At 38.3% G+C, this 26967-nt stretch carries 20 protein-coding genes; 6 read left to right on the top strand and 14 right to left on the bottom strand.

Features of this window, described 5'->3' with window-relative positions; translation table 11 throughout:
* Window positions 1-12: 12 nt before the first annotated feature.
* The 3 genes from DM558_RS10050 to DM558_RS10040 all read left to right on the top strand — a co-directional run bounded on the left by DM558_RS10050 (window position 13) and on the right by DM558_RS10040 (window position 3944).
* A complete protein-coding gene (locus tag DM558_RS10050; protein ID WP_109701834.1) occupies window positions 13-1305 on the top strand; it encodes an MFS transporter in 1293 nt (430 codons plus the stop codon).
* 56 nt (window positions 1306-1361) lie between these two features.
* Entirely contained in the window at window positions 1362-2960 is a 1599-nt protein-coding gene (locus tag DM558_RS10045; RefSeq protein WP_228411733.1) for a UxaA family hydrolase, read from the top strand.
* Window positions 2961-3044: 84 nt separating this feature from the next.
* Window positions 3045-3944, top strand: a complete 900-nt coding sequence (locus DM558_RS10040) for a dihydrodipicolinate synthase family protein (RefSeq protein ID WP_109701836.1) — start codon at window positions 3045-3047, stop codon at window positions 3942-3944.
* Window positions 3945-4004: 60 nt separating this feature from the next.
* On the opposite strand, the gene DM558_RS10035 is transcribed toward DM558_RS10040, so the two are convergent.
* From DM558_RS10035 to aguB, 5 genes are all read right to left on the bottom strand, one after another.
* Window positions 4005-4217: a hypothetical protein gene (locus DM558_RS10035; protein ID WP_127163903.1), complete on the bottom strand. Its 213-nt coding sequence runs from the start codon at window positions 4215-4217 to the stop codon at window positions 4005-4007.
* A 184-nt stretch (window positions 4218-4401) separates the two neighbouring features.
* Entirely contained in the window at window positions 4402-5667 is a 1266-nt protein-coding gene (locus DM558_RS10030) for a phosphatidylserine decarboxylase family protein (RefSeq protein WP_127163902.1), read from the bottom strand.
* A 52-nt stretch (window positions 5668-5719) separates the two neighbouring features.
* Complete coding sequence (locus DM558_RS10025; protein ID WP_127163901.1) at window positions 5720-7234, bottom strand: basic amino acid/polyamine antiporter; 1515 nt, start codon at window positions 7232-7234, stop codon at window positions 5720-5722.
* 78 nt (window positions 7235-7312) lie between these two features.
* Window positions 7313-8413: an agmatine deiminase gene (aguA, locus tag DM558_RS10020; RefSeq protein WP_127163900.1), complete on the bottom strand. Its 1101-nt coding sequence runs from the start codon at window positions 8411-8413 to the stop codon at window positions 7313-7315.
* A 1-nt stretch (window position 8414) separates the two neighbouring features.
* Window positions 8415-9326 (bottom strand): N-carbamoylputrescine amidase, encoded by a 912-nt coding sequence (aguB, locus tag DM558_RS10015; RefSeq protein ID WP_127163899.1) that lies wholly within the window; start codon window positions 9324-9326, stop codon window positions 8415-8417.
* A 739-nt stretch (window positions 9327-10065) separates the two neighbouring features.
* Between aguB and DM558_RS10010 the strand changes: the two genes are divergently transcribed.
* Entirely contained in the window at window positions 10066-11298 is a 1233-nt protein-coding gene (locus DM558_RS10010; protein ID WP_177412509.1) for an ammonium transporter, read from the top strand.
* A 314-nt stretch (window positions 11299-11612) separates the two neighbouring features.
* Here the strand turns inward: DM558_RS10010 and DM558_RS10005 are convergent, their stop codons facing one another.
* The 7 genes from DM558_RS10005 to DM558_RS09975 all read right to left on the bottom strand — a co-directional run bounded on the left by DM558_RS10005 (window position 11613) and on the right by DM558_RS09975 (window position 21270).
* Complete coding sequence (locus tag DM558_RS10005) at window positions 11613-13040, bottom strand: OprD family outer membrane porin (protein WP_164731438.1); 1428 nt, start codon at window positions 13038-13040, stop codon at window positions 11613-11615.
* A 536-nt stretch (window positions 13041-13576) separates the two neighbouring features.
* On the bottom strand, window positions 13577-14326 hold the full coding sequence (gene pflA / locus DM558_RS10000) for a pyruvate formate lyase 1-activating protein (RefSeq protein ID WP_127163897.1): 750 nt from the start codon (window positions 14324-14326) through the stop codon (window positions 13577-13579).
* 93 nt (window positions 14327-14419) lie between these two features.
* Window positions 14420-16702, bottom strand: coding sequence for a formate C-acetyltransferase (gene pflB, locus DM558_RS09995; RefSeq protein ID WP_127163896.1), 2283 nt, complete (start codon window positions 16700-16702; stop codon window positions 14420-14422).
* Window positions 16686-16952, bottom strand: a complete 267-nt coding sequence (locus DM558_RS09990) for a hypothetical protein (protein ID WP_127163895.1) — start codon at window positions 16950-16952, stop codon at window positions 16686-16688. The genes pflB and DM558_RS09990 overlap by 17 nt, the downstream gene beginning before the upstream one ends.
* A 609-nt stretch (window positions 16953-17561) precedes the next feature.
* Window positions 17562-18929, bottom strand: a complete 1368-nt coding sequence (allB, locus tag DM558_RS09985; protein WP_127163894.1) for an allantoinase AllB — start codon at window positions 18927-18929, stop codon at window positions 17562-17564.
* 70 nt (window positions 18930-18999) lie between these two features.
* Complete coding sequence (locus DM558_RS09980) at window positions 19000-20343, bottom strand: dicarboxylate/amino acid:cation symporter (protein ID WP_127163893.1); 1344 nt, start codon at window positions 20341-20343, stop codon at window positions 19000-19002.
* Window positions 20344-20379: 36 nt separating this feature from the next.
* Window positions 20380-21270: an ABC transporter substrate-binding protein gene (locus tag DM558_RS09975; protein WP_127163892.1), complete on the bottom strand. Its 891-nt coding sequence runs from the start codon at window positions 21268-21270 to the stop codon at window positions 20380-20382.
* Between the two features lie 413 nt (window positions 21271-21683).
* On the opposite strand from DM558_RS09975, the gene DM558_RS09970 reads away from it, so the two are divergent.
* Both DM558_RS09970 and DM558_RS09965 read left to right on the top strand, forming a co-directional pair.
* Window positions 21684-24065 (top strand): membrane-bound PQQ-dependent dehydrogenase, glucose/quinate/shikimate family, encoded by a 2382-nt coding sequence (locus DM558_RS09970; RefSeq protein ID WP_127163891.1) that lies wholly within the window; start codon window positions 21684-21686, stop codon window positions 24063-24065.
* A gap of 170 nt (window positions 24066-24235) precedes the next feature.
* Window positions 24236-25021: a short-chain dehydrogenase/reductase gene (locus DM558_RS09965; RefSeq protein ID WP_127163890.1), complete on the top strand. Its 786-nt coding sequence runs from the start codon at window positions 24236-24238 to the stop codon at window positions 25019-25021.
* A 66-nt stretch (window positions 25022-25087) separates the two neighbouring features.
* On the opposite strand, the gene DM558_RS09960 is transcribed toward DM558_RS09965, so the two are convergent.
* Entirely contained in the window at window positions 25088-25369 is a 282-nt protein-coding gene (locus DM558_RS09960) for a hypothetical protein (protein WP_228411732.1), read from the bottom strand.
* A gap of 239 nt (window positions 25370-25608) precedes the next feature.
* Window positions 25609-26961: an OprD family porin gene (locus DM558_RS09955; protein ID WP_127163889.1), complete on the bottom strand. Its 1353-nt coding sequence runs from the start codon at window positions 26959-26961 to the stop codon at window positions 25609-25611.
* Window positions 26962-26967 lie beyond the last annotated feature (6 nt).

The following is a 26967-nucleotide window of genomic DNA, read 5'->3' as shown; positions in this document are numbered from 1 at the left end:
GTGAGGTATAAGATGACTAAAATCACGACGTATGATAACCCTGTATTAAATATTGCTATTAGTAAGACATGGAAGAGGCTTGTACCTCTCATGTTTATTCTGTATTTCATCGCATTTATTGACCGAGTTAATGTTGGCTTTGCAAAGCATGCGATGCAAGTAGATATCGGCCTGTCAGATTCCGCTTATGCATTAGGGGCGGGAATTTTCTTTGCGGCGTATGCTCTTTTTGGTATTCCCGCAAATCTTTTAATGACAAAGTTAGGCGCCAAAGTTTGGATTAGCTTAACAACTGTTGTTTGGGGTGTGCTGTCAGCTTGTACTGGATTTGTAACGAGTGAGACAGAGTTTGTTGTACTACGTTTTATCCTCGGTATTGCTGAGGCAGGTTTTTATCCTGGAATACTCTTGCTAGCGGCGATTTATTTTCCTAATAAGGTAAGAGCTTCTGTTATTGCCATTTTCGTATTGGGTGTTCCTTGTGCGTTGACCTTGGGAACGCCTATTTCAGGTGCTTTATTAGAGCTACATGGGTTTTTGGGATATTCAGGTTGGACTTGGATGTTTGTACTAGAAGGTTTGCCAGCAGCGCTTTTAGGTGTTTTTGTCTACTTTTATTTGGATGATAATCCTCGTGTTGCTAGACATTTGACACAGGAGGAGCGTGATGCATTAGCTACTCAGTTAGCTTCGGAAGAGCAAAAAACCCAAACAAGCAGTGCTCTGAATGCATTAAAAAGTGTACGTGTTTGGCATTTAGCTTTGATTTATGGACTGATTCAAGTGGGTGTTTATGGGTTAATCTTCTTCTTACCTGAACAAGTCGCTAAGTTAATGGGTACTACCATTGGTTTTAAAGCATCGCTTATTGCAGCAATCCCTTGGGCGTGCTCTGCGGTAGGTGTTTATTTTATTCCTCGCTATGCAGATAAAATGGCTGAAAAACGCGTTCAAATCGCTACCGCTTGTATTGCTATCGCTGCCATTGGCTTAATCGTTTCTGTTTATGCAGGACCTACGGTTGCTATTATTGCCCTTAGTCTTTGTGCTATCGGTGGGTTGGCTGTTCAACCTGTGTTTTGGACATTCCCTGCGCAAATTCTTTCTGGCCCTGCATTGGCCGCGGGTATCGGCTTCTGTACTACGATGGGGGCTTTCTTTAGCTTCTTAGCACCAATGATAAAAGTGCATACAGATACTCTTTTTGATAGTTCACGTGCAGGTCTCATTGTCGTTGCTATGTTCTTAGTAGTTTGCGCGGTTTTAATTTACTCACTTAAAAAAGGACTTCAGGATAACAAATAAAATAAATTAATAAGGTATTAATATCCTAACGTTCCAAATTGATTTTGTGGAGAGCCATGATGATAAAAATTTTACGAATAGAAGAAAGCGATAATCTGATTGTTGCGCTTAAAGACTTAAAAAAGGGTGAAGTGGTTGAGTGGAAAGGGGAGTGCTTCACGTTAGTAACAGATGTTCATGCAAAGCATAAGTTTGCAACAGAAGACCTTGCCGTTGGTGGTGTGGTGAGTATGTATGGTACAGCAGTTGGTAAAGCGACAAAGCCAATAAAAAAAGGCGAAGTGATTACCACTGAAAATATTAAGCATTACGCGGCACCTGTTACATTGAATACAGATACCCAATATTCTTGGCATGCCCCAGATGTGTCAAGTTTTAAAGGCCGTACCTTTAAAGGCTATGTTCGAGAAGATGGTCGTGTAGGAACAGCTAACTATTGGCTGATATTGCCTTTAGTTTTCTGTGAAAATAGAAATGTCAATAAACTGACTAATGCATTAAATGAGGCTTTAGGCTATTCGAGTCTCAGTTTAAAAAACTATGCACGTCAATTAGTGAATAAAGAGAAGGATGCATTAAATGATGTTAAACCATTTCCTAATATCGATGGAGTGAGAGCTATTTCTGTTACCAGTGGATGTGGTGGAGCTGCATCAGATTGTCAATCTCTTAGTGATGTGCTGGCCGCTTATGCGGATCACCCCAATGTGGCAGGAATCACTGTTTTTAGTCTAGGTTGTGAAAAAACTCAAATTGAGATGTTTAAAGAATCGCTAAAAAAACGTAATTCAAACTTTAATAAGCCTGCTTTATTCTATCGCCAACAAGATTGGGCAAGTGAAGAGGAGATGATGCAGGATGCATTGAAAAGCACTTTAGAGTTGTTACCTAAAGCGAATGCATATAGTCGTTCGGACGTGCCATTATCGAAATTGAAAATTGGTGTTAAATGTGGCGGCTCTGACGGTTTTTCTGGGATTTCTGCAAATCCTGCCATGGGAATTGTATCTGACTACGTGGTAAGCCTTGGTGGCGGTTCAGCGCTGGCTGAGTTTCCTGAGCTTTGTGGTGCGGAGGGTAATATTATCTCTCGCTGTGATACGGTAGAGAAAAAGCAAAAGTTTATTGATCTGATGGCTAAGTATGAAAAAGTAGCTAACTTCTTTGATACGTCTATTTCAGATAACCCAAGTTGGGGAAATATTAAAGACGGCTTAATTACCGATGCAATTAAATCAACTGGTGCAGCGAAGAAAGGGGGTAATGCTCCTGTAGCCGCAGTGGTTGATTATTGTGAACCAATGGCTGATGCGGGACTCTCTCTTGTTTGTACCCCTGGGAATGATGTGGACGCTGTGACAGGGCAGGTAGCATCAGGTTGTAATGTGGTTATCTTTTCAACGGGACTAGGAACGCCAACAGGTAACCCGATTGTGCCTGTGATCAAGATTGCTACAAACTCTGAAATAGCTGAGCACTTAAGCGATATGATTGATTTTGATTGTGGTCCCATTATTGATGGAAAACCCATGCATGAAGTCAGTATGGGATTATTTGAAAGAGTCATTGATACGGCCAGTGGTGATTATAAAGTGAAAGCGGATCGACTTGAGCAGTATGACTTTTTATTTTGGAAGCGTTCACTTGATTTATAAGTTTTATCACAAAGTTTTTAACGCGTCTTAGATCGATGTATTAATGATAAGTAATACAGTAATATTAAATGAAAGGGTGATGATATGACGGATTTTTATGGAATTATTCCTCCTGTGGCTACTATCTTCAATGCGGATGGTTCTTTCAATCCAGCAGGTATGAAGAATATGATTGACGCCAATATTAAGCGTGGCGTGCACGGTTTGTTTTTCCTTGGCAGTGCTGGCGAAGTAATGCATATGACGGATAAGCTCCGTTCAGAGGTTGTTGAGTTTTGTGTTAGTTATACGAATAAGCGCGTTCCTGTGTTAGTGGGGGCGATTGCTTGTGGCACTACCTCAGTGATTGAGTATGCACAAGAAGCAGAACGGTTTGGGGCAGATGGATTGGTTTTACTTAATCCTTATTATGCACAACTCTCAGAAGAGGCTATTTATCAACACTTTGCAAAAGTGATGGAAAAAGTGTCTATCCCTGCATTTTTATATAATCTTCCAGGGGCTACAGGGCAAAGTTTATCCATTCCGTTGATTAAACGTATTGCGAAAACAATTCCTAGTATTATTGGACTTAAAGATACCGTTGATACGATCAGCCATATCCGCGCGGTCATCATGGAAGTTAAATCAGAACGTCCTGATTTTAAAGTATTTTGTGGTTTTGATGAGTATTTGTTGAGCACGCTACTTATTGGTGGGGATGGTTGTGTACCAGCAAGTGCAAACTTTGCACCTCATTTAACATGTGGTATTTATGAAGCGTTTCAAAAGGGTGATTTTGCAACTATTCAAAAATTACAAAACCAACTTTCTTATATTCCGCCTTTATATCAAATGGGGCCACCATTTTTTGGCGCAATGAAAGAAGCAATTAAATTATCAGGTGTAGATATTACAACAAATGTTTTATCACCTTCCCCTATGCCTGATGAGGCTACAAAAAAGGCTGTTGCTGAAATGATGAGGAATGTAGCACCTAAGTAGGGATGCTTGTTGTAAGGGTATAAGTAAGATAAATTATTTTACTTATACTCAAGCGCTTAATTAGAATGTTGGCGCGATGCAACGACCAAAGCCTACAGTATAGGCATTGTTTATTAGGGTGGTTGTATTTACTGTTTCGGCTCTTTGATAATGACAGATTTGGAGATAGTATACTTTTTGTATATCAACTAACGTCCATGGGCCTTTTTCTGCAGCGGCCATTGTAAAAGAAGATGCCATAATTAAAGCAGTAGCCAAAATAATTTTTTTCATGTAGTTCTTTCCTTGATTATTTATTTGGGGTTCTAATACTACACAATTGAAAAAATATGATTATTCGATCTTGGTATTATATATTTGTCTTTTTTAGACTATCTTCTTGTTATTTTTTATTTTATTAATATTTAAATAGAAGCATTATAATGTCCCCTCTCTAATCAGAGAGAGGGACTTTGTCTTATTTAGATTTTTTAACTGTAGCAAGTCGTGCATTGATTGGAATGTTATGACTGTCTAAGCTAGGTGTTTGCCCATGAAGATCAAACTCAAGATCAACATGTGGACCAAAGAATAGGCAATGAGTTGATCCTCCGAAATGGAACATGCCAAGCTCTTGTCCTTTTTTCACCTGTTGCCCTTCAAAGACTGTGATATCACAGGTAGAAACTTCTGCCATTCCTATCGCCATAAAGCACATTAAACCTATATCAGGATTATCTGCCTCAATGAAAATTAAGCCACGGGTAGCTACTTCTGAAATATAACCTTGTGAGTAGTCTGGCCCTGCTGGGTCTAATGCAGTATTTAAGGATTCTGAATAATATGTCCCCTCAATTAGCTTGGTTTTAACAACACGGCCTGATACAGGTGAATGCCAACGGTGATAGCTTAACGCACTTAAAAAGGCTTGGTAAATAGTTCCACCTACAAACTGCTCTGTAAATGGATCATTATCCATCATAAATTGTAGCGCGTAAGGCTGGGCTTTAATCCAGAATCTATCTCTTAGTTGAACACCGTGTTGTAAGCGGTAAGGTGCAGACTCGCAAGCATTGACAATAACGGCATTATTTTCTGGTTCGCAAACAGGTCTTACACCCTCTCTAAACTTACGTGTAAAGAAGTCGTCCCAAGATTTAAAACCATAGTGAGGTTTTGTGGGATCACATTCAAAATCATCGACAAATGTGGGCATTGCTTTTTTAGCATCTTCACCAAACCAACCTTTTTTAGGATCATCATTTAATACACTGGTACTTTCATGAGATCTTAAGAAAACAGCCCATTCATCAAGAATCAGTTTTAAATGTGTATTGACTTTATCATTAATAAAACCTGCCCATCCTCCGGTTGTAGCCATAGACCAATCTAATATGGCATTGAAAGGACAACCGACCAATCCCGTTTCATCAAATTCGGGAGTATGGGTCATGATAGCATTGAATAAGCGTAACATATGTTGGTAGTCGCGTACTTGAGGAAGTCCAGTAGGCGACTCTTTTTGTTTTCTTGAAACTTGGTCAAACATTTGGTTGAAGAACATGTAAGCTTTTGCATCGTTCTCAATGAAGTTTTTTAAATTTTCTACAGAAGGGAGTAGTGGCCCCGTGTCTTTATCGGCCTTTTCCATAATTTTTTTCAGCCAAGCAGAAAGGGTTTCTTGGTCAGAAGGCATCCATTTTCCTACAGTAAATGTTTTTTGAGAAGGTTTTAACGTATTCATATTAACTCCAAGTAATTCATGTGAATTAACAACTAACTATTCTTTATAAAAATCAAGGCGTATATACGGTTGGAAGTCTTCCTGTAAAGAGCATCCACAATGCAATGATAGCTAAAGCAACTAATACAAGAGCAACAATCAATTCAATTTTATTGAATACAGCTTCTTTAGGCGCTTCTTCTTTTCTTGCCCAAATAAAGACAATGAGGCCAATAGCATAAATAACAGAACCCACAAGGAAATATTGCAAGCCTGCAGAGAAAACCAACCATAAACCGTAAACAGTAGCTAAAACACTGATAGCAATAGCCGCTTTAGCCGTGTGCATTGCTTTGGCAGGGTATTGTTTTTGAGCGACGATTTTCCATAAATAGGCGGATGAGCCAATATAGGCAGGTAAAAGAACCACTCCTGTAATAGATAGCATGACATTCCATGCATTATTAGAGAAGTAAACCAGTAGCATTGCTGCCTGCATAATCACCGTAGAAACCCAAAGTGAGACAGAAGCGATACCTTGTTTATTGGTTTTAGCAAATACTTTAGGGAATGTGCCGTCTTTTGCACAAGCCCATGGCAATTCAGCAACAAGCAATGTCCAAACTAACCAAGAGGAGAGTAGAGCAATAATCACCCCTAGGTTAATAACCACCTCACCCCATGTTCCAACCAATTGCTTCAAAATAGCGGCTGTAGAAGGAGGCGCTAAGGTAGCCATATCTCCTTGAGACATGAAACCAAAAGGTAGAATAGAGATTAGGACATACAGTATAGAGACGACTAAAAAGCCTAAGATGGTCGCTTTACTAACTGTGCGGGGGCTCGCTTTATCTGACATAACGACCGCCCCTTCAATACCAATGTACATCCATAAGGTGACGAGCATGGTGCTCTTAATTTGATCCATTAAACCACCCAGCGGTTTATCTTCAAGTGCTTTGTTAGCGACGTTGCCCCAGAAGTCGGAGGTGAATAAATGGCCAGAGAAGCAGAAATAACCAGCAATAAGGATAAATAGTATAATGGGTACAAATTTAGCGACAGTACCAATATTATTGAGTAATGATGCGCCTTTGAGCCCGCGCATTACAAATAGGCTTAAACCCCAAATAAAAACAGAGGCACATAAAATAGCTTGCCATGTATTACCCCCTTTAAAATAAGGAGGGAAGAAGTAATTTAATGCATCCATTAATAATACGGCATAGCCGACATTACCAAAGGCTGCTGACATCCAGTATCCCCATGCAATAAGAAAGCCTACTAACTTTCCAAAGCCTGAACGTGAGTACATATAGATACCTGATGTCATGTCAGGTCTAACATCTGCTAATATTTGGAATGTTCTTGCAAGAAAGAAGATACCTAGAATGGTAATAATCCACGCTAAAATGATTGCGCCTAATGCAGCTGATTGGGACATGTTTTGAGGTATGTTAAATACCCCGCCACCAAACATAGCACTGACAACAAGCATTGTCATTGCTAATACACCTAGCTGTTTAGTTGCTCCACCGCCATTGGTAGCGGTTGTGCTCGTAGCACTACCTGATGATGAATCTGCCATAGATCCCCCATGGAATAAATAATTTTAAATTTGCTTAGAAACACCTATCATCAAAAGTATTGATGACAGGTACAAACGTTATATACGACCGCTTGGAATTTGCTGTGTTATACAGTGGATATTGCCACCGCCAAGTAATATTTCACGGCTATTTATTCCAACGATTTTATGATCAGGGAAGGCTTCTTGTACGACTTTGACTGCATTTGCATCAGTGTTTGGGTCAAATTGTGGAAGAATAATTCGACCATTAGTAATTAAGAAGTTGACGTAGGAGCCTGCTAATCGGTGAGCTGCTGAACGATCCATCCCCGGGCTTGCTTGAATGGTAGCGGCTTCTTCTTCTGTGATGTAGAGAGGGCCGGGTTGTTGGAGTTTACGAACAAGTAACTTTCTACCTTTGGCATCAGTTTCTTTTTCAAGGACTTCTAAGGCTAGTCGTGAACGCTCATATTGAGGATCTTTTTCATCATCAGTCCATGTCAATAAAAGCTCACCAGGTTTGCTAAAACAACACATATTGTCAATATGGCCCGATGTTTCATCTTCATAAACGCCTTTAGGCAACCAAATGACTTTGTCTATATTGAGGTAGTCACGAAAGAAATCTTCGATTTGTTCTTTGGTTAATGCAGGGTTTCTATCTGGATTTAAATGAACTTCTTCGGTAACGATACAAGTGCCATCACCATCTACGTGGATACCGCCACCTTCAATGACAAGAGGTGCTTGGTAGCGTTTGAATTTATGGTGGCTTAATATTTGGGGTGCTACTTGCTCATCTTTATCCCAAGGATAATAAAGCCCACCTTTTAAACCGCCCCAAGCATTAAAAATCCAGTCTATACCACGGCGTTCGCCTTTTTCATTAATTACAATAGTAGGGCCGCAGTCACGCACCCATGCATCGTCACTTTCCATCGGAACAATAGTGACTGTTGAAGGAAGTATTCTTTTAGCTTGAGAGATGAGCTCTTCAGGCACTCCCATAAAAACAGGAGTTGCTTCACTAATTGCTTCTGCAACGGCAGCATAATTATGTTGAGCGGGTCTTGCGCTTTCACGCCAGTTATCTAATCGATATGGCCACAACATCCATACTGCCTCATGGGGAGCCCACTCTGCAGGCATCCAAAATCCATCGTTACTAGGGCGACTTGCTAATGTTGTTAAGTCCATCTTATTTACCTCTTGTTACGCTAAATGCATGTTTACCATCGGATGTTGTAAGAATGTTATACATCTCTGGTCTACGATCACGGAAAATACCCCACCAATCACGTTGCTTAGCAATTTCGTCGAGGTCAAAAGTGTGTACGTGTACACCTTCTGTTACTTTGTCGGCTTGTACTACTAAAGCGCCTGTATGGTCTGCTATAAAAGAAGAGCCATAAAAGGTTATTTTAAGGTCTTTATTAAATTTACTGGTTTCTGTGCCAATGCGATTGGCTGCTATAACCGGAGTCATATTAGCTCCCGCAGCCCCTTGTTGAACGCGGGTCCAGTGGGGTTGGCTATCGTAAGCTTCTACCCCTTCACCGGGTTCACTACCAATAGCGGTAGGGTGGAAAATAAGCTCTGCGCCCATGAGTGCTAATGAGCGTTGTGTTTCTGGGAACCATTGGTCCCAACAAATACCAGCACCGATACGGCAAAATTTTGTGTCCCAAACACGGTATCCAGTGTCGCCGGGAGTGAAGTATTGTTTTTCTTGATAGCCAAAATCATTAGGTATTTGTGTCTTTCTATAAACATCAAGAACAGAACCATCAGCATCAATAACGACGAGCGAGTTAAAATAAGCGTGGTTAGATTTTTCGAAGAATGAAAGGGGTAATACGACGTTAAGTTCTTTGGCTAGGGCTTGGAAGTGTTTGATTAAAGGACTGTTATCTATTGATTGGGCTATTTCTAGATGCCTCATGTCTTGATCAATACAGAAATAAGGCGTCATAAAAAGCTCTTGCAGTAAAACGATATTTGCACCTTTGGAGTGGGCTTCTCTTACTAGTTTCTCTGCGCGGGCAATGTTGTCATTAATATCCCAACTGCAATGCATTTGGGTCGTACCCACAGTAACTTTTCTACTCATACTAAATACTCCTGTTTTGCAGCACCAGTCTATGCTTGTGTTATCAATGCATGAGGCTGTTCTTATTTGAATAAAATGCGACCTATATTGCACAAGTGATTTAACCTAGGTATTACTTGTGCAATATAGATACTTATCAATAAGTACGTTTTTAGTATACAAATGAAAAAAAAGAGAAGTTATTATGCTTTTGTTGTATGAGTAGCTTTCGTAACCATTTTTTTTTTGAAAAAAGATAATAAATAAAATTAAAAATTATTGATAACTTGGAGGCTATTCTTTATTTCTATAACCATTGCTATGATTAGATTTAGAGGATTTTAAGAAAAATTCGATATATGCATATTTTGTTAAGGAATAAGTTTTTTTATGAGGCATAAACACGAGATATAGTAAAAAAGTATTATTATCATAGAGTTTGATTGCTGTATCCCATGGCTAGGAATGCTTTAATCCTGTCGAGAGACGTATTTAATTAGCTAATCAGTCTGCGTTTTACATTGAGTATAATCGTATTGGTTGAAAGGTAGACTAATGTTTAAGATCACTAAAAATAAATATAAAAAATAAATTAATTATTCTAACTAATTGTTTTTAATATTTTTATTGGTTATGGCAAGTAAAAGTTATTGAATAGTACGGTAATAAAGGGATGTGCTTTTACTAATTGATTATTTAAGACAGAAAATAAAGTGTTATACGCTAGTCACACGATTCTATTTTAATATTGAGGTTTAAAATGCATGAATTAATGTCGTTAGATATTCCTAACACCGCATTTATGTTGTTATGCACAAGTCTTGTTATGTTAATGACACCTGGGTTAGCTTTCTTCTATGGAGGGCTAGTTTCTAAGAAAAGTGTTGTCACTATCATGTTCCAGAGTTTTGTATCGATGGGGTGGGTAGCTATTCTTTGGTTTATCGTTGGTTATTCTTTAAGCTTTGGCCCTACCTTAAATGGTATTGTTGGTGATCCAAGAGCTTATTTCTTTTTAAATAATGTTGGGCCTAATACAATGTATACGGGCAATGAGGGTGGTATTCCTTTATTAGTACATTTTGGCTATCAAATGATGTTTGCCGTTATTACGCCTGCTCTAATTACCGGTGCATTTGCTAATCGAGTAAAATTTATACCTTATTTAATATTTTTAACATTATGGATTTTATTGGTTTATTGCCCATTTGTTCACATGGTTTGGAGCCCTAATGGCCTTCTTGCTAAATGGGGTGTTGTGGATTTCGCGGGAGGGATTGTTGTTCATGCAACGGCGGGGTTAGCGGCGTTAGCTTCAGCAATTTTTGTCGGAAAACGTATGGCTTCTTCTGATAAATCACATAATATCCCTTATATTGCTTTGGGGGCTGGTTTATTATGGTTTGGTTGGTATGGCTTTAACGCGGGTTCAGAGTTACAAGTAAATACAATTACTGTTTCTGCTTTTATTACAACCGATATTGCTGCTGCTTTTGCTGCCGTTACATGGATGTTTATTGAAACTTTCCATACAGGAAAGCCAAAATTAGTTGGTTTGGTAACAGGTGCCGTTGCAGGTCTTGCTACTATTACACCCGCTTCAGGGTATGTCTCTATTCAATCCGCCGCATTGATTGGTATTATCGCTAGTTTAGTATGTTATGTTGCTGTATTTTTGGTGAGAAAGCATTTAGATGATGCCCTTGATGTATTTGGTGTACACGGTGTCGGTGGTATTATTGGTTCTATTCTTGTAGGGGTATTTGCCGCTACACTTTGGAATCATTCTGGCCCTTCTGGATTATTGGAAAGCGGTAGTTTCGCTCAAGTAGGAAAACAATTTACTGCTGTCATTTTTGCAGGTGTTTGGTCGTTTATTTTTACACTGTTTATATTATGGATTATTGATAAAGTGACCCCTGTACGCTTAGCCTCAGCAGATGAAAGTGAGATTGATAGCGTTGTATTCGGTGAAAATGCTTACAATGAATAACTATAGTGTTTGACAGATAGTTTGAACAGTAGTAGATAATTTATCTACTACTGTTTTCTGAAAATACTATAGCTTCAAATCTATGTCCTCGATATTCCCTTCTGTAAGTCCACTAAAGAAATACTTTCAATTAATTTCTAACGTTTAAACATGAGTTGTGCTTATGGCTTAGCTATGGGTGCAGAATAATTAATAATCTAGCTGGTTGAAATAACTATTGAGTTTATTATTGCTGTTTGGCTGAAAGTAAGGGTTTTAAAACGAGGAGGGGCTCTTATGAATAGGGTATATCCTATTCATAAGAGAAGTAATAACTATAAAATAGACCAAGGATACTGGAGGATGACACGAACCTCATCAACATTATTACGGCCATGGGCATTGTGTCTTCCATTGACTGAGTAATCGTTGCTGCCATCAAAGTTTGAACGGTATGTAGCATATTTAAGTGCAAGACTTAGGTCTTTTGCTTTACCTTCTTGTATTGTATAGCTGATATCAATATCACGTTCCCATGCTTTACCGTTATGGCGGTTATTTTGGTTGGCATTAACTGCATCGGTACCTTTTACATATAAAATACCAAAGTTTAAACCAGGAACACCGTAGTCTGAGAAATCTAAGTTATAACCAAGTTGCCATGAACGTTGGTTCTCAGATTTAAAGTCACTGTACTGTACAGAGTTGGCAACAGCAATTGCACCACCACCATCGACATCATATAAGTAGGAGTAACCACCTAATCCACCTCGCCCTGAATTACGTTGATAAGCAAGCGTGAATGTATGTACTTTATAGGTATAGGCTGCAGCTAAACTCCATAAGTTAGAATTGATTCGGCGATTATCACCATTGCTACGTATAACATCAGCATAGCCTTTGCCAATACTTTTTGTGTTATACCAATTAAAGTCAAAGTTGACGGAGTTATCTGTATTTATATTGTAGGTATAGTTTAAGTTAGTATAATATTTGCGCCAGAAATCTTTATTTCTTGATGCGTATACTTGGCCTGATAAGTTGTCTGTAAACTGGTATTCAAGCCCCGCGAATATTGCTCTTCTAAGAGTCTCCCCGTTGGGTGAGAAGTCACTGTCTTGTGTGACGGAGTCATTGTGTGAGAACTCTTGTTCACGCAGTGCTGTAAAGTACCCCGCATTCACGGTTAATTTATCAACTTCTTTACTGCTTAAAAAGAACCCTGTAGCATCTTGAGGTAATAGCTTGTCGTCAATCCCTTGTGTTGCAAATACAGGGGTGTCAACCATCATTTGCCCATATTTTAATTCTGTTTTTGATACACGTAGTTTCAATGAGGGCGCTAGCTTTGATATATAGTTTTGAGAACGGCCTGATCTTCCATCAGATGAGAACATATTATTATTATCATCACCGCTGTGTCCACGGCCATTATCGAAACTGAGAGCTTGCATTGCGATAGCATCTACACCAAAACCTACAGTTCCTTGTGTGTAGCCAGAGCTATAGAGACCGATGAGACTTGTTCCTGAGTTTTCTGCTTGCCCCGTGTCTTTTTCACGTTTTGCTGTTCCTCCTAGTGAGTAATACCCACCATGTCGGGGATTGCTACTCATGTACATGGTACGGCTGATAACTTCAAGATGGCTATCTTCTATAAATCCTTTCGCATCCTTTTGGCTTTCTACTGTGTCTGCGATGGCAAGATTTGTTAAAGACATCATCCCTACGGTTAAAAATATACTCGAAGAACGCAACTTCATTTTTTTCTCCAGAAAATAACAGGGATAATCACTTCGCATTATGCTAGATATATCAATGAATTAGTGAATTTATTACAGCGTATTACGGATTATAGGGCGTTTAATATCTCGATTAAATTATACTATCAGGTACATATATTATTTCTATTCCATTATTTATGCAAATAATAATTAATATCATTTGGGGGCTATTATTATTGTTTATATTGTAACCAAAGTTTTTTTGTGAAAGTGCTTTTTTGAGAAGGAGAGATGATAATAATTATATATTTATCAATATATTACTGTTGGTGGTGTTTGAAAATAAATGAGCATAACATTCATTGAACTATAACCCAATGAATAAATATGAGCCTAGTTGTAGATGAAATATTGCTGACAATTTGGTAAAAAGTGTAGTAAATACTTATAGCATTTAAGAGGGGGATTATATTTGGTCTCTTTTATGGATAAAACCAAAGAATAATAATCCCCATATTTGTTAGCCGTTGTATGGCTGAGTTGTTATAGAACCAGTACTTAATATAAGTAAGATTCTAGTAAGTAACGGTATGACCATAACTTGCGATAATAGCTTGTATACGATCCATTGTTTCAGTTGATGGTGGTTTTACATCTTCGAGTTCAAACTTCCAGCCAAGCTCTTTCCATTTGTGTGCCCCAAGAGTATGAAATGGTAGTAGTTCGATCTTTTCAATATTATCCATTGGTGCAGTAAGCTGACCTAATAAGTGAGCTGAGGCATTATCATCACTCCAACCAGGGACGATTACGTAGCGTATCCATGTCCGTTTATTTTGTTGGTGTAAATATTTTGCAAAATCGATAGAGTAGCGATTAGATATTCCTGTTAGTTTTTTGTGGATCTCATCATTGATTTGTTTTAAGTCTAACATGACTAAGTCAGATTCTTTTACTAAATCAATAATCGCTTGTGTGAAGTGTTTAGCGTAGCCATTAGTATCTAAGCAAGTGGTTAGACCTTCTTTATGGCATGCTTTAAACCATTCTGTTACAAATCCAGGTTGTAAAATAGCTTCCCCACCTGATGCTGTCACGCCCCCTCCATTTTTTGTGAGAAAGTGCTTGTAGCTAACAATTTCAGACATTAGCTCCTCAACGGTGATTAAACGTCCTGCTTTCATATTTTGTGAGTCAGGATTATGACAGTAGAGGCAGCGCATGACACAGCCTTGGAAAAAGACGATAAAGCGAATGCCAGGGCCGTCTACGGTACCAAAAGATTCTATTGAGTGAATTCTACCTTGGATAGGCTCTGCATGCATAGTGATTGTACTCTTTGAATTTTTATTAGTGTTATAGAATTGAGAAAAGACTCCAGAGGAGTCTTTTCCCTAATGCCAGTTATTATTTATATATTACATACATTCAGTAAATGTACGACTAATAACATCATTTTGTTGGTCTCTTGTTAGAGAGTTAAAGCGAACAGCATAGCCTGATACCCTGATAGTTAAGCTAGGATATTTTTCAGGATGTTGTTGAGCATCTAATAATGTTTCGCGGTTTAATACGTTGACATTAAGATGTTGCCCACCCTCTATTTTTCCTTCATGGTGGAAGTATCCATCCATCATGCCAGCAAGGTTTGTTTTACGGATACCATCGTCTTTTCCAAGTGCTTTAGGAATGATAGAGAAGGTGTAAGAAATACCATCTTTAGCATAAGCAAAAGGAAGTTTAGCAACTGAGGTAAGTGATGCAATAGCACCTTTTTTATCACGGCCATGCATTGGGTTAGCACCAGGACCAAATGGAGCACCTGCTTGACGACCGTCAGGTGTAGTACCTGTTTTCTTACCATAAACCACATTAGATGTGATGGTTAACACAGACTGTGTAGGAACTGAGTTACGATAAGTTTTTAACTTACGGATCTTAGACATAAAGCGTTCAACAAGATCACAGGCGATGTCATCGACACGTGCATCGTTATTACCGAATTGAGGGTATTCACCTTCAATATCGAAGTCAATAGCAATGCCATTTTCATCACGAACGGGTTTAACTTTGGCATATTTGATGGCAGATAAGGAGTCTGCAGCAACAGATAACCCAGCAATACCACAGGCCATAGTACGATAAACATCACGATCATGTAGTGCCATTAATGCGGCTTCATAGCTATATTTGTCGTGCATGTAGTGGATGCAGTTTAATGCAGTCACATATTGTAATGCTAACCAATCCATCAACGAATCTAACCCTGTCATGACTTTATCATAATCAAGGACGTCATCTAGCATAGGCGATTTTTTAGGCGCAACTTGTGCTTTTGATTTTTCGTCTACGCCGCCATTGATTGTATAAAGGAGTGCTTTAGCAAGGTTAGAACGTGCACCAAAGAATTGCATTTGTTTACCCACAACCATTGGGCTAACACAACAAGCAATTGCATAGTCGTCATTATCAAAGTCAGGACGCATTAAGTCGTCATTTTCATATTGTAATGATGAGGTATCGATAGATACTTTACTAGCAAATTCTTTGAAGCCTTGAGGAAGTTTTTCAGACCATAAGACAGTGATATTTGGCTCAGGAGATGGCCCCATGGTGTATAAAGTATTTAAGAAACGGAAGGAGTTCTTAGTCACTAAAGTACGTCCATCTAATCCCATACCACCAATTGACTCAGTTGCCCAAATAGGGTCACCAGAGAATAATTCATCGTATTCAGGAGTACGTAAGAAACGAACCATACGAAGTTTCATGACAAAGTGGTCAATGAATTCTTGTGCTTGTTCTTCTGTAATAACTTTATTGTTTAGATCACGTTGAATATAAATGTCTAAGAAAGTAGAAGTTCTACCTAAAGACATAGCCGCACCATTTTGAGATTTAACAGCGGCTAAATAACCAAAGTAAGTCCATTGAATAGCTTCTTGCGCATTGGTAGCAGGGCCAGAAATATCAAACCCATATTTTGCTGCCATGACTTTCATGTCGCCTAATGCTTTGTATTGATCAGTGATTTCTTCACGTAACTGTATAGTTTCTCTTAGATCAGTACCTTTTTCTAGGTCTGGTTGTAATGAGTCAAATTGTTTTCTCTTATCAGCCATTAAGAAGTCAATACCATAAAGTGCTACACGGCGGTAGTCACCAATAATACGTCCACGACCATAGGCATCAGGTAACCCTGTGATAAGCCCTGATTTACGGCAAGCAACGATTTCAGGGGTGTAAACATCAAATACACCTTGGTTGTGTGTTTTACGGTATTTTGTAAAAATTTCTAAGACTTCAGGGTCTAATGTACGATCATAAGCCTTACAAGAACTTTCGATCATACGGATACCACCATTTGGCATAATGGCACGTTTTAGAGGTTTATCCGTTTGTAGCCCAACGATAGTTTCTAATTTTTGATCAATATAGCCTGCATCATGTGAAGTGATGGTAGAGATAAGGCTTGTATCGAAGTCTAAAGGCGCTTTTGTTGCATTTTCAACTTTAATACCTTCCATTACCTCTCCCCACAATTTTGTCGTGGCCTCGGTTGCGCCTGCTAGGAAGGATTCATCTCCTTCATAAGGAGTATAGTTAGCCTGGATAAAGTCCCGTACATCTACTTCATTTTGCCAATTATTGCCTTTGAATCCTTTCCATGCAACTGTTTGTTTTTCAGTTAAGTTTGTCATATACATTTCCTTTTTGTGTTGGAAAAAAAGCAGTCTTGTTGGCGGGGTATTGCAACAACGAGACTTGAGTTGCTTTGTGTAAGCGTGTTAAAAAAATACTACGTGGAAATAGCTGATGTATTGTTGTTATTTTTAGTAAGAGAATCGATTGGAATATGGGGGTGAGTTTTGTAAAAACAAGATAAAGGTAGGTAAATGAAAATGATGCATTTAGGTAGTAGAATTGATTGATTGGTTTAAAATTTTTCATAAAGCCACTATTAACAAAAACATTTTATAAAAAACACACCTTTTATAAAAAACTATTTGATTATTGTATATCCTTCTCTGTAAGTTGTATAGTGCAGATTAATTACCTAAATCAATTTTTAATCAAATAAGATTGATAATGCGCTAAGGTCATTGGGTTTGACATATTGTTTCCAGAGTTTGCTAAGCGCAAATAGAAAAAATAATCATGGTGGTGTGGCATTACAATAAAGCATAAAAGAAGAAAAAAATTACTCAGAACAGTATTGTAATGTTTTTCTGATAAGAAATAGATTGTTCCAGAAGGAAAATAAACCTTAAGGTTTAGAAAGAATGCTGATTATACTCAGTGTTTCCATAATCTTTCTTATCTTTTATCAATATGCTAAGTATCCTATCATACTACATGCTTAATATTGATTTAATCGCCTAGATCAATTATTAATTAAGTAATATTGAGAAGTGCTCTTGTAAGGGCCGTTATTACAGGCATCTGATGACTTTCAGGAGATGATTCATCGTATTTTTTTAGGTTAGAGAAAGCCACTAAGATGATTGCTAAATAAAATAAAACCCTCTAAAAAGAGGGTTTTTTAGGATGGTTTTGTACTTATTTACGGATAAAGACACCTTTTGCACTATTCTCAACACCTTTATCTTGTGAGTAGATCATTTGGCCTCGCAAGAAAGTTTTTGCAATTTGTGCATTAATTGTTTTGCCAACATATGGGCTAAATTTATTGCGATATTCAAGATCTTCAGCTTGCAGAATATAAGATGAATTTGGTTTAATCAACACAAAGTCTGCATCTTTGCCCACTGTAATAGAACCTTTAGCAGATAGGTTAAAACGCTCAGCAGGTAATTTAGCGATCATGTCCGCAAACGCTTTTAATGAAAGTCCTCTTTTTTGAACCCCTTCATCGAAGAAAATATCGACATTATTTTGAATGCCAGATATGCCACCCCATGCACGGAATGCATTAGTATGTTCTTTCATTTCAGGAGTACAAGGTGAGTGGTCAGATACAACCGTAATCACACCCTCAGAAAATACGTATTTCCATAATCCTTCTTGCGCTTTTTTATCACGAATAGGTGGTGAGCATTTTGCATTCATGCCGATGGTATCAAGCTCATCCGTTGTGAAATATAAGTAGTGCACGCATGTTTCACAAGTAACATCAATACCTTCGGCGCGTGCCTTAATCACTTCTTCGACACCTTCAGGGCAGGCTACGTGGCAAATATGAATACGACAGCCTGTTTCCTTTGCCAGGAAAATAGAACGGCGAATAGCTTCAACCTCTGTAAAAACAGGGCGTGATGCGACATAGTCTGCCAGTGTTGTTTCACCACGTGCTTGGGCCGCTTTACCTAGTGTGTTAGCAATGATCCCATTTTCTGCATGAATAGCTAAAATTTTACCTGTTTTAGCAATTTGCTTCATCCCTTCGTACATAGAGTAGTCGTCAACTTTATCAAAGTCTCCTTCTATATTAGGGTCTCCACATGTTGTCATAAAACATTTATAACCTACCACACCTTCTTCATCAAGTTCTTGGATACCACCTTTAAGGTTGTGTGGCACTAAACCACCAAAAGAAGCAACATCAACATAGATTTTGTCTTTACCTGCTGCGTATTTCTTTTGAATACTTTCTCTGTCAATGGTTGCTGGAAGTTGGTTCAAAGGCATCTCAATAAAAGTAGTTACACCACCTTTAGCGCAAGCCTTAGTTCCTGTGACATAGCCTTCCCAGTCAGCACGGATGCCGCCTGGATCAATCATATGAACATGAACATCAACCATCCCTGGGCTCACAATAAGACCTTGAGCATCCACAATCTCTTTTGCTTCACCAAGATCATAGCCAATAGCAGCTATTTTTCCATTTTTAACGGCAACGTCAATATAAACTTCGCCTGAATCCAAAATAACCAAGCCATTCTTAATGATTAAATCAAATGTACTCATATATGCCTCAATTTCTGTTTGCTTTTGTAGCTATTTTATAGCAATAAGTCGTAATGTTACCCATATTCGATTATTGTTTGGTTTCAGCTTGTTTCAATTGTTCAAGCGGAGTATTAAATATCTCTTTATCAAACTCACCACGTTTTTTAGCCATCATGACAGAGCAGAAAATACTACCCATAATGTTGCAGGGTACACGGGTGATTCCTAAGAAGTAGTCAACACCAAAGAAGATAACTGCAACATCTAATGGAACTTTGGCTAAATCACAAACAACGGCTAATGAAACAAGGGCACCACCAATTACACCTGGATTACCAAAGGCCGCGATGGTTGCATATATACCTAATAAGATATAGAACGTAATATCCATTGGTGTACCACTTAAGGACATCGCTGCAACAATGATCACAACGTTAGTGATTGGTCCACCATTAGTATTTAAAGAGTTACCAAGGGGTAAAATAAAGTTAGACAGTTTTTCTTTAACCCCGAGATATTTTGCATCTTGCATTGCGATAGGTAAACTCATCGCAGTTGAAGTTGTTGTCATTGCAAAAATAATCACATTAGCGCATTTTTTTACTAACATCCCTATGCTTAAACCGTAGCGGATCGAAATATATAAAAAGTATAGAACTAAAAATATGATATTAATCAGCGTAATATAAAGTAGAACTTGGCCTAAAGAGATCAGCGTATGTAACCCTTTGTCGGCAATAGTGAAAGATAAAATACCAAAGATACCGATAGGTGCAATGTACATAACAAGTGTGATAATTTTCATGATCACGGTACGGAACGCTAGGGTCACTTCCAATAGGGTTGAAACGCCCGGTACAGTATCTTTTAACATGTTAATACAAAGACCAAATAGGCAACCAAAAACAATTACTTGTAATACTATAGGAGTGGTGAACGCAACAAACACATTACTTGGGAAGAAGTTTAAGATAATAGCTTTTACACTGACTTGTTGGGTTGCGTGTCCTTCTGCGATAGCTTTTGCTGCTTGTACTGGGTCACTAGCAAAAGGTAAGAAGTAAGATATGAGAACAGCAAGAAAGGATGCACAAGCCGTTGTGATAAGAAATAGTAATAGTGTCTTGCCTCCTATGCTACTAAACTCTTTTAAGTCAAGTGATGAAACAGACATCACTATTGAGCCAAAAATCAAGAAAGGAATGCACATGTTCATTAAATTGAGGAACATCTTTCCCAGCATATCAAGGTAGGTAGGGGTCGAGTCTAATATTGTAGATAATGCATTATAATCTATTTGGGTAATTAGCCCAAAAGTAATAGTGTAGTTTGTTTTATACGCCTGAATTAAGAGCCCGACAATAACCCCAAGAATCATCCCAATGATGATTCTGCCCGATAATCCATTAAGAAACTTTAAAAATTTTTGCATGATTGTAGCCTTAAATAGGGTAGGTCAATTAAAGGGTCAAATTACTTTCTTGACAACTTGATCGTAGGGTAATGGTGCATCAAGAATATCACCCTCTACTAAAAATCCTTGCCAGCGAGTGAGTTCTTGTTCGGTTATTTCAATGGATGATGTCCACATACCCTCTTTACAGAAACGATTGATTGTGGCAATACCGTCTTCAAGTTTTACATGTGGCCAATTGCGAGCAATGATTTTTTCACACCCTTCGCCACCATGCTCTAATAACCAAGTAGTTCCTTTTTGTAATCCTGTATAAAATTTTCCTGCAAGGTTTGCTGGGTGGTTGAATAATGCCTCAGTACCGTAATATACACTCCAAGGAATAATGCCACCTCTCAATGAAAGGTCAGCATATAAGTAAGCGGATCCGTCAGCAATAAATTTATTGGCCATATCAGGTTGTAGTACAATAAAATCAGCGAAACCACCTAAGAACATTTCAATAATCATTGAGGTTGAAAAGTCGTGAATAAAGCGAATGGCTTTAATGTCAGCTCCACCTTCTTTAGCGCAACCAGCAACAGAGAGATAATGGCTGGCACCATCACCGCCTGATACGAGAACGCGTTTGTTTTCCATAGCACACCAAGAGAAATCACCTTTGATAGGTTCTCTGGATACAATAACGAGAGGGCAACGAGAGGCAATTTTAGCGAAAGAATAGTAGTTAGCAATGCGATCCATATAAACTAGCGGTACCCATATTCCACCTACAACCGCTTCAGCGATATTGGTATCAATATCTGTTAAGCATTTTGTCCAAGGCGAGGGGACATAGGATTCAACTTTAATACCCGCTTCCTCAAAAAATCCCATTTCTTGAGCCACATACTCAGGCATATAATTCATTGAAAGTCCAGTGGCGGAAACTCTAAATTTTTCCATTATAAATTGAACCTTAATTGTCTGTTAATTAATTGAATGTATTCTAAATTCTTGTCTGCCCTAAAACGTTGGTTTAAGTTACAGGCTGTCTAACAAAATGGCCAGATGATACTCAAAATGAATTATAGTTAATAAGATGTTACAAAACTAGAATGGATACTTCATAGATTGACAAGTTCTTTTATGGTAATAGTATTTGTACTCATAAAATATTTTTTGAGATGAACTATTAATTAGTTCTTTTGACTAAGAGCAAGTAAAAAAAATAAAAATTAAAATGATAGACAGACAAAGATACGAATATAAAGCGTTAAGACTAAATTGGTTTATATTTCTTTTCTGGAATAATGAAGTATATTTAAGTGCCTTTGTCATTTTTAAAAAATAAATTAATAAAAATAGAGGTTTCGGATATGTTAAATAAACTGACGAGTCTTGTGCTTATGATCATAGGCATTTGTTTATTGTATATGGGAGTAAAGCTGGCCTTATTAGGGGGCACAGTGTTTTATATTGTCATGGCTGTGGGTATTATTATTACAGCCATAGCCTTATTTTTGAAAAAGAGAATCGCGTTAACAATTTACGCCATTTTGATGTGGGTGACGTTAGGTTGGATTATTTATGAGGCAGGTTTTGATAAATGGCTATGGATACCGCGTGGCGATCTTATCGGTTTAATTGGGTTGTGGCTTATAATGCCATGGATTGTAAGGTCTCTTTCATCAGGGGTTGATGAGCAGTCTAAGCGTTCTTTTCATCCTTTTTTAGGCACAACCGTTGGTATAATGGTTTTACTTGTTTGTGGATTAATGTTTTATGACCCTTATCCCATGCATGGAAAAATTTTAAATGCACGAGATGAGTCGGGTCATCAGTTACCAGATAATGATTGGGTTGCTTATGGAGGTAGCCCGACAGGCCAAAGATTCTCAAATCTTAAACAAATTAACAAAGATAATGTGAAAGACCTTGAGGTGGCTTGGGTTTATCATACCAAAGATTTACGTGACCCTAAAACGGATGCAACGGAATATACCTTTGAGGCAACCCCTCTAAAAGTAAATGATACAGTATATCTGTGCACTGCACACAATGAGGTTCACGCATTAAACCCTGAGACAGGAGCTCTAAAGTGGAAATATGAGCCAACTAAAAATCGCTCTTATTTACAGCAACACCAAACATGTCGAGGGGTTAGCTATTTTGATGGAACAAGCCTAGAAGCTAACACAGATATTGAAACCTCAAAAGTTTGTAAAAAGCGTATTTTTGAGGCAACAGCCGATGCCAAATTAGTAGCTCTAGATGCTGATACTGGCGAATTATGCAGTGATTTTGGTGAAAATGGTATTATCGATTTACATGAAAATATGGGAAAAGTACGTCCTCATGCCTTAATGCAAACAGCCGCCCCATTGGTTGCTAATAACTTAGTGATCGTTGGAGGTTCTGTGATGGATAATGGCTATAATAAAGGTAATCCTTCGGGTGTTATTAGGGCATACAATGCAATAACTGGTCGTTTAGTTTGGAACTTTGATCCTGCTTATCCTAGGGATACTCAGCCTATTCCAAAAGAAGCTATCTACCCTCAAGATACCCCTGTTGCGTGGGGTACGCTCAGTGCTGACCTAAAAAATAATATTGTTTATGTACCTTTTGGCAATGCTTCACCTGATGAGGTAGGAAACCAACGCGATCCCCAAAGTAATACAGAGAAATTTCGCGATACACTAGCCGCTTTGGACTTAAACACGGGAGCTTTAAAGTGGGCTTTTCAATCTTCTTATAATGATTTATGGGATAGAGACAACCCCTCCCAACCCTCGTTGTTAGACATTGATTATTTGGGTAAAAAAGAGTCTGTTGTTATCCTGCCAACAAAAACAGGTAATTTGTTTGTGCTTAATCGCTTAACAGGTAAGCCTGTTTATCCCGTAAAACAATACAAAGTATCAACAGATAGTTCTGTACCAGGCGAAACTTTATCACCTACACAACCTGTTTCTGCCTTAACCTTTATTCCTGATCCTTTAACAGAAAAATCTATGTGGGGTATTTCACCCTTTGACCAATTAGCTTGTCGTATTGACTTTAAGTCAATGCGCTACGATGGTAATCCTTGGACACCCGCTACAGAAAAAGGCTCTATTGTTTTTCCGGGAAATATTGGTGTGTTTAATTGGGGGGCTGTTGCTGTAGATCCAGAGCGGCAAATTTTAATTGCAGCACCTGTTCGTTTAGCCTACAAGTATCATTTAATCAAGCGTACTCCGCAGACAGAAACAACACGCTTTATTACGAAAGTGGGACAACCTTATTGGAATGAAAACTTTGAAGGCAGCTATGCCATAAATATTCAGCAATTCGCTTCTGATTTAGGACTTCCATGTATTGCACCTCCTTGGGGAAGAATGGTGGGGGTTGATCTTAAAACAGGTAAAACAGAATGGTTGCGTCGTGTAGGGAACACTAAAAATCAAAAAACTGCATTTTTACCATCACGTTTCCCTATTGGATTTCCTATGGGAATGGTTGCTCATGGTGGGCCATTGATAACTGCAGGTGATTTAGTTTTCCATGGGGCTACGGCGGATAACTTCTTTCGTGCTTACGACATAAGTACAGGTAAGCTATTGTGGGAAGTTGAATTAGAAGCAGGGGCACAAGCAACGCCAGCCACCTATATGGGAAGTGATAACCAGCAATATGTCATTATTGCGGCCGGTGGTCATGGGTCTTTAGGTACAAAAGAGGGCGATGCAGTGATTGCTTATCGTCTTAAAAAGTAAAAGCTGATGTAAGAGAATGGCTCAGATGATTAATAAAGTTAATGATCTGAGCCATATTTTTTAGAAAATCTATTAATAAATTAATGAGTACTGAGCAATGTTCACAAAAGATTAATATTATAGGGAGATAATATGCAAAATGATAATCTTTAAAAAACAGAGGTAAGGGCATGGAACTTAATTTACAGAGAAAAAAGATGCTGATTACAGGTGCATCGCAAGGTATTGGCGAAAGAATAGCTTTTTCTTTTGCGCATGAGGGATGTGACATTCACTTGGTTTCCCGTTCGGCCGATAAGTTAGAAGCGATTGCTCAACAGATTAGAGAAAAGTATGGTGTTAATGTTGGTTATACTGCTATTGATATGACGGAAGAAGGTGCTTGCCAGTGTATTGTTGATGAAGCGGGGCATATTGATATTCTTATCAATAATGCAGGGGTTGTTCCCGCAGGGAACCTTGCCTCTATTTCTGCTGAAAAATGGCGGGAGGGTTGGGAACTAAAAGGCTTTGGCTATATTGATATGATACGTCTTGTTTATCATGCTATGAAAAAAGCAGGGGGCGGAGTTATTATTAATAATATTGGTAGCGGTGGAGAGGTTTGTGACCCTAACTATATAGAGGGCGCTGCTTGTAATGCATCGCTTATGGCTATTACTAAGGCGTTAGGCAGTAGTAGCCTTAATGATAACATTCGTGTGGTAGGAGTAAACCCTGGGCCTGTTAAAACAGAGCGTATCAGTAAAATGATGGCTCATATTAAAACGGGTAATAATAAAGGGAATGATAAAGAAGTGAAAAATCCATTTAGCCATTTCCCTTTGGGTAGACCGGCAGAGCCACAAGAAGTAGTTGATCTCTTGTTATTTTTAGCCTCACCACGAGCTAGTTATATTTCTGGTACTATTATTACCATTGATGGTGGTTTATCTGCTCAAAGAAAAGTATTTTAACACCCTATGCTATACCTCTATGTTTTTGGTAAGAGGGTATAAGGCAATCAAGAAATACTGTATGTATTACATTATGATCTTAACATCATAAATAAGATCATTTTCATTCACATTGATAAAGTCTGGTTCTGGGTCCATTTCAAATTGCACAGCAAGGACTCCCTCTTTACCTAATAATTTTTCTTTAGCCACTCGATGCATCCCATCCACTAACCGTCCTTGAGAACATAAAATAATGAGGTAGGATAAATCTGCTTCGTGTATTGCAGATGCTCGATAATTTCTTGGGTCGTAGGATGAGTATCTGGATACCAATAAGGCTCCTCTAGCTCCAAATATAAGTATCATTTTTAACTTTTCTAAAATGATATTGTTTTCTCATAATAATAAGACCAGAGTAAAAGAATGAGAATATTAAAGCATAGAATTAAAGGTTAGGCATAACCGGAATTGTAAGTTGGTTAAATACCCAGTTTGTTTTCTTTAAAAGCTACTAGCAAATAAAGTGGGATGCAAATTTTAGATAGATAATAGATAGAGTGCCTAAATACATTGTCTTTATCTAGACACTTTTAAATTAAATGAAATTATAGAATACTTAAAGGATACTGAACAATTAGGCGTACTTCGTTACGGTCATCTAGTGCGGATGAACGATAAGTTGCATGGCGCACGCGGAAACTTAAATCTTTAGCTGGGCCACTTTGTACTACATAGCGTGCATCTAAATTATATTCCCACTCCTTACCTTTGCCTGATTTTAACTTAGTCCATGAGTTAGCAATATTATCTCCTCTTACATAGCGGTTAATGATGCTTAAACCAGGTAGTCCAAACTTATCGAGTTTGATCGTATAACTAGCTTGCCAAGATTTTTCACCTTCGTTATTGTAATCTGAGACTTGTGATGAATTTCCTAGGTATACAGCATCTTTTCCTTCAACACCATAAGGCATACCACCTTTGCCTGATGAGCTTTGGTAGCCAATTAAAAACGTATGTGCATCGATTGTATAAGCACCTGTTAATGACCATGTATTAGAGTCTATTTTATAGACTCTTTTCATATCACCCTGTGCCTTGACATGGTAGTAATCAAAGTTGAAGTTTAGTTCTTGATCATTGGTTAGAGGTAAAACATAATCCGCACCTAAATATTGTTTCTTCCAAAAATCTTTGACGTCAGAGAAGTAAGCACTTGCTAGAAGGTTATTAGTAAATCGGTAGTTTGCTCCTGCGAAATTAATGCGTTTGAGTCCTTTACCATTGTGTTGTTTATAACCAAGCATTGAGTTTACTTGAGTGTCTTGACCGCTTTGATTTCGCGCTGATAACGCAGTAAAACGTCCAAAGGTTAACTGTAATTTGTCTATTTCATTACTTTCTATCAATAGTCCTGTTGCTGTTTCTGGAAGTAGGCGACCATCGTTAGTATCAAATACAGGGGTTGCAACCATTTGTTCCCCATATTTTACGATGGTGTTTGATAGGCGTGCTTTTGCAGCGACGCCTGCTCGTGAGAAATCTTTTTCAGGTTTTTTATTCCCATTCCTTGGGAAGAGCTGCCCTCCGGCACGTCCTTTACCCGAGTCAAGTCGAAAACCATACATACCAATAGCATCAACGCCGAAACCGATAGTTCCTTGAGTAAAACCTGATTGGTAAGTTCCTATAAATCCTTGTCCCCACTCCTCTTGATAACTTTGTGCTTTTTTTGCCCCATATGAATTATGGCTTGAGTTTCTGAAGTCTCGATTGATATAAAAGTTTCGAATAAGAACATTTAGTTTACTGTCTTTTATTAAACCTTGACTTCTTGCTTGTGCACTTTCTTTAAGAAATGGGCTTTTAATTTCTGTGGGTGGCTCATCTGCCATAATTATTGGAATATTGACGACTGATGTAATAAGAATAGCTGTTTTTATCGATCGGTTTAGCATAGATTT

This window comes from Entomomonas moraniae (genome assembly GCF_003991975.1).
Taxonomy (GTDB): Bacteria; Pseudomonadota; Gammaproteobacteria; order Pseudomonadales; family Pseudomonadaceae; genus Entomomonas; species Entomomonas moraniae.
The sequence above is the reverse complement of the archived record's forward strand: the minus strand, read 5'-3'. Positions and strand labels throughout refer to the sequence as shown.

Bases quoted from the DNA above. Each gene is read 5' to 3' on its own strand.
- DM558_RS10025 (WP_127163901.1), bottom strand. From the start codon at position 7,234: ATGGCAGATTCATCATCAGGTAGTGCTACGAGCACAACCGCTACCAAT.
- DM558_RS10030 (WP_127163902.1), bottom strand. From the start codon at position 5,667: ATGAATACGTTAAAACCTTCTCAAAAAACATTTACTGTAGGAAAATGG.
- aguA (WP_127163900.1), bottom strand. From the start codon at position 8,413: ATGGACTTAACAACATTAGCAAGTCGCCCTAGTAACGATGGATTTTGG.
- DM558_RS10010 (WP_177412509.1), top strand. From the start codon at position 10,066: ATGCATGAATTAATGTCGTTAGATATTCCTAACACCGCATTTATGTTG.
- DM558_RS09965 (WP_127163890.1), top strand. From the start codon at position 24,236: ATGGAACTTAATTTACAGAGAAAAAAGATGCTGATTACAGGTGCATCG.
- DM558_RS09980 (WP_127163893.1), bottom strand. From the start codon at position 20,343: ATGCAAAAATTTTTAAAGTTTCTTAATGGATTATCGGGCAGAATCATC.
- DM558_RS09970 (WP_127163891.1), top strand. From the start codon at position 21,684: ATGTTAAATAAACTGACGAGTCTTGTGCTTATGATCATAGGCATTTGT.
- DM558_RS10050 (WP_109701834.1), top strand. From the start codon at position 13: ATGACTAAAATCACGACGTATGATAACCCTGTATTAAATATTGCTATT.
- DM558_RS10005 (WP_164731438.1), bottom strand. From the start codon at position 13,040: ATGAAGTTGCGTTCTTCGAGTATATTTTTAACCGTAGGGATGATGTCT.
- pflA (WP_127163897.1), bottom strand. From the start codon at position 14,326: ATGCATGCAGAGCCTATCCAAGGTAGAATTCACTCAATAGAATCTTTT.
- DM558_RS10040 (WP_109701836.1), top strand. From the start codon at position 3,045: ATGACGGATTTTTATGGAATTATTCCTCCTGTGGCTACTATCTTCAAT.
- pflB (WP_127163896.1), bottom strand. From the start codon at position 16,702: ATGACAAACTTAACTGAAAAACAAACAGTTGCATGGAAAGGATTCAAA.
- aguB (WP_127163899.1), bottom strand. From the start codon at position 9,326: ATGAGTAGAAAAGTTACTGTGGGTACGACCCAAATGCATTGCAGTTGG.
- DM558_RS10035 (WP_127163903.1), bottom strand. From the start codon at position 4,217: ATGAAAAAAATTATTTTGGCTACTGCTTTAATTATGGCATCTTCTTTT.
- DM558_RS09975 (WP_127163892.1), bottom strand. From the start codon at position 21,270: ATGGAAAAATTTAGAGTTTCCGCCACTGGACTTTCAATGAATTATATG.
- DM558_RS10045 (WP_228411733.1), top strand. From the start codon at position 1,362: ATGATGATAAAAATTTTACGAATAGAAGAAAGCGATAATCTGATTGTT.
- DM558_RS09990 (WP_127163895.1), bottom strand. From the start codon at position 16,952: ATGAAAAATTTTAAACCAATCAATCAATTCTACTACCTAAATGCATCA.
- allB (WP_127163894.1), bottom strand. From the start codon at position 18,929: ATGAGTACATTTGATTTAATCATTAAGAATGGCTTGGTTATTTTGGAT.
- DM558_RS09960 (WP_228411732.1), bottom strand. From the start codon at position 25,369: ATGATACTTATATTTGGAGCTAGAGGAGCCTTATTGGTATCCAGATAC.
- DM558_RS09955 (WP_127163889.1), bottom strand. From the start codon at position 26,961: ATGCTAAACCGATCGATAAAAACAGCTATTCTTATTACATCAGTCGTC.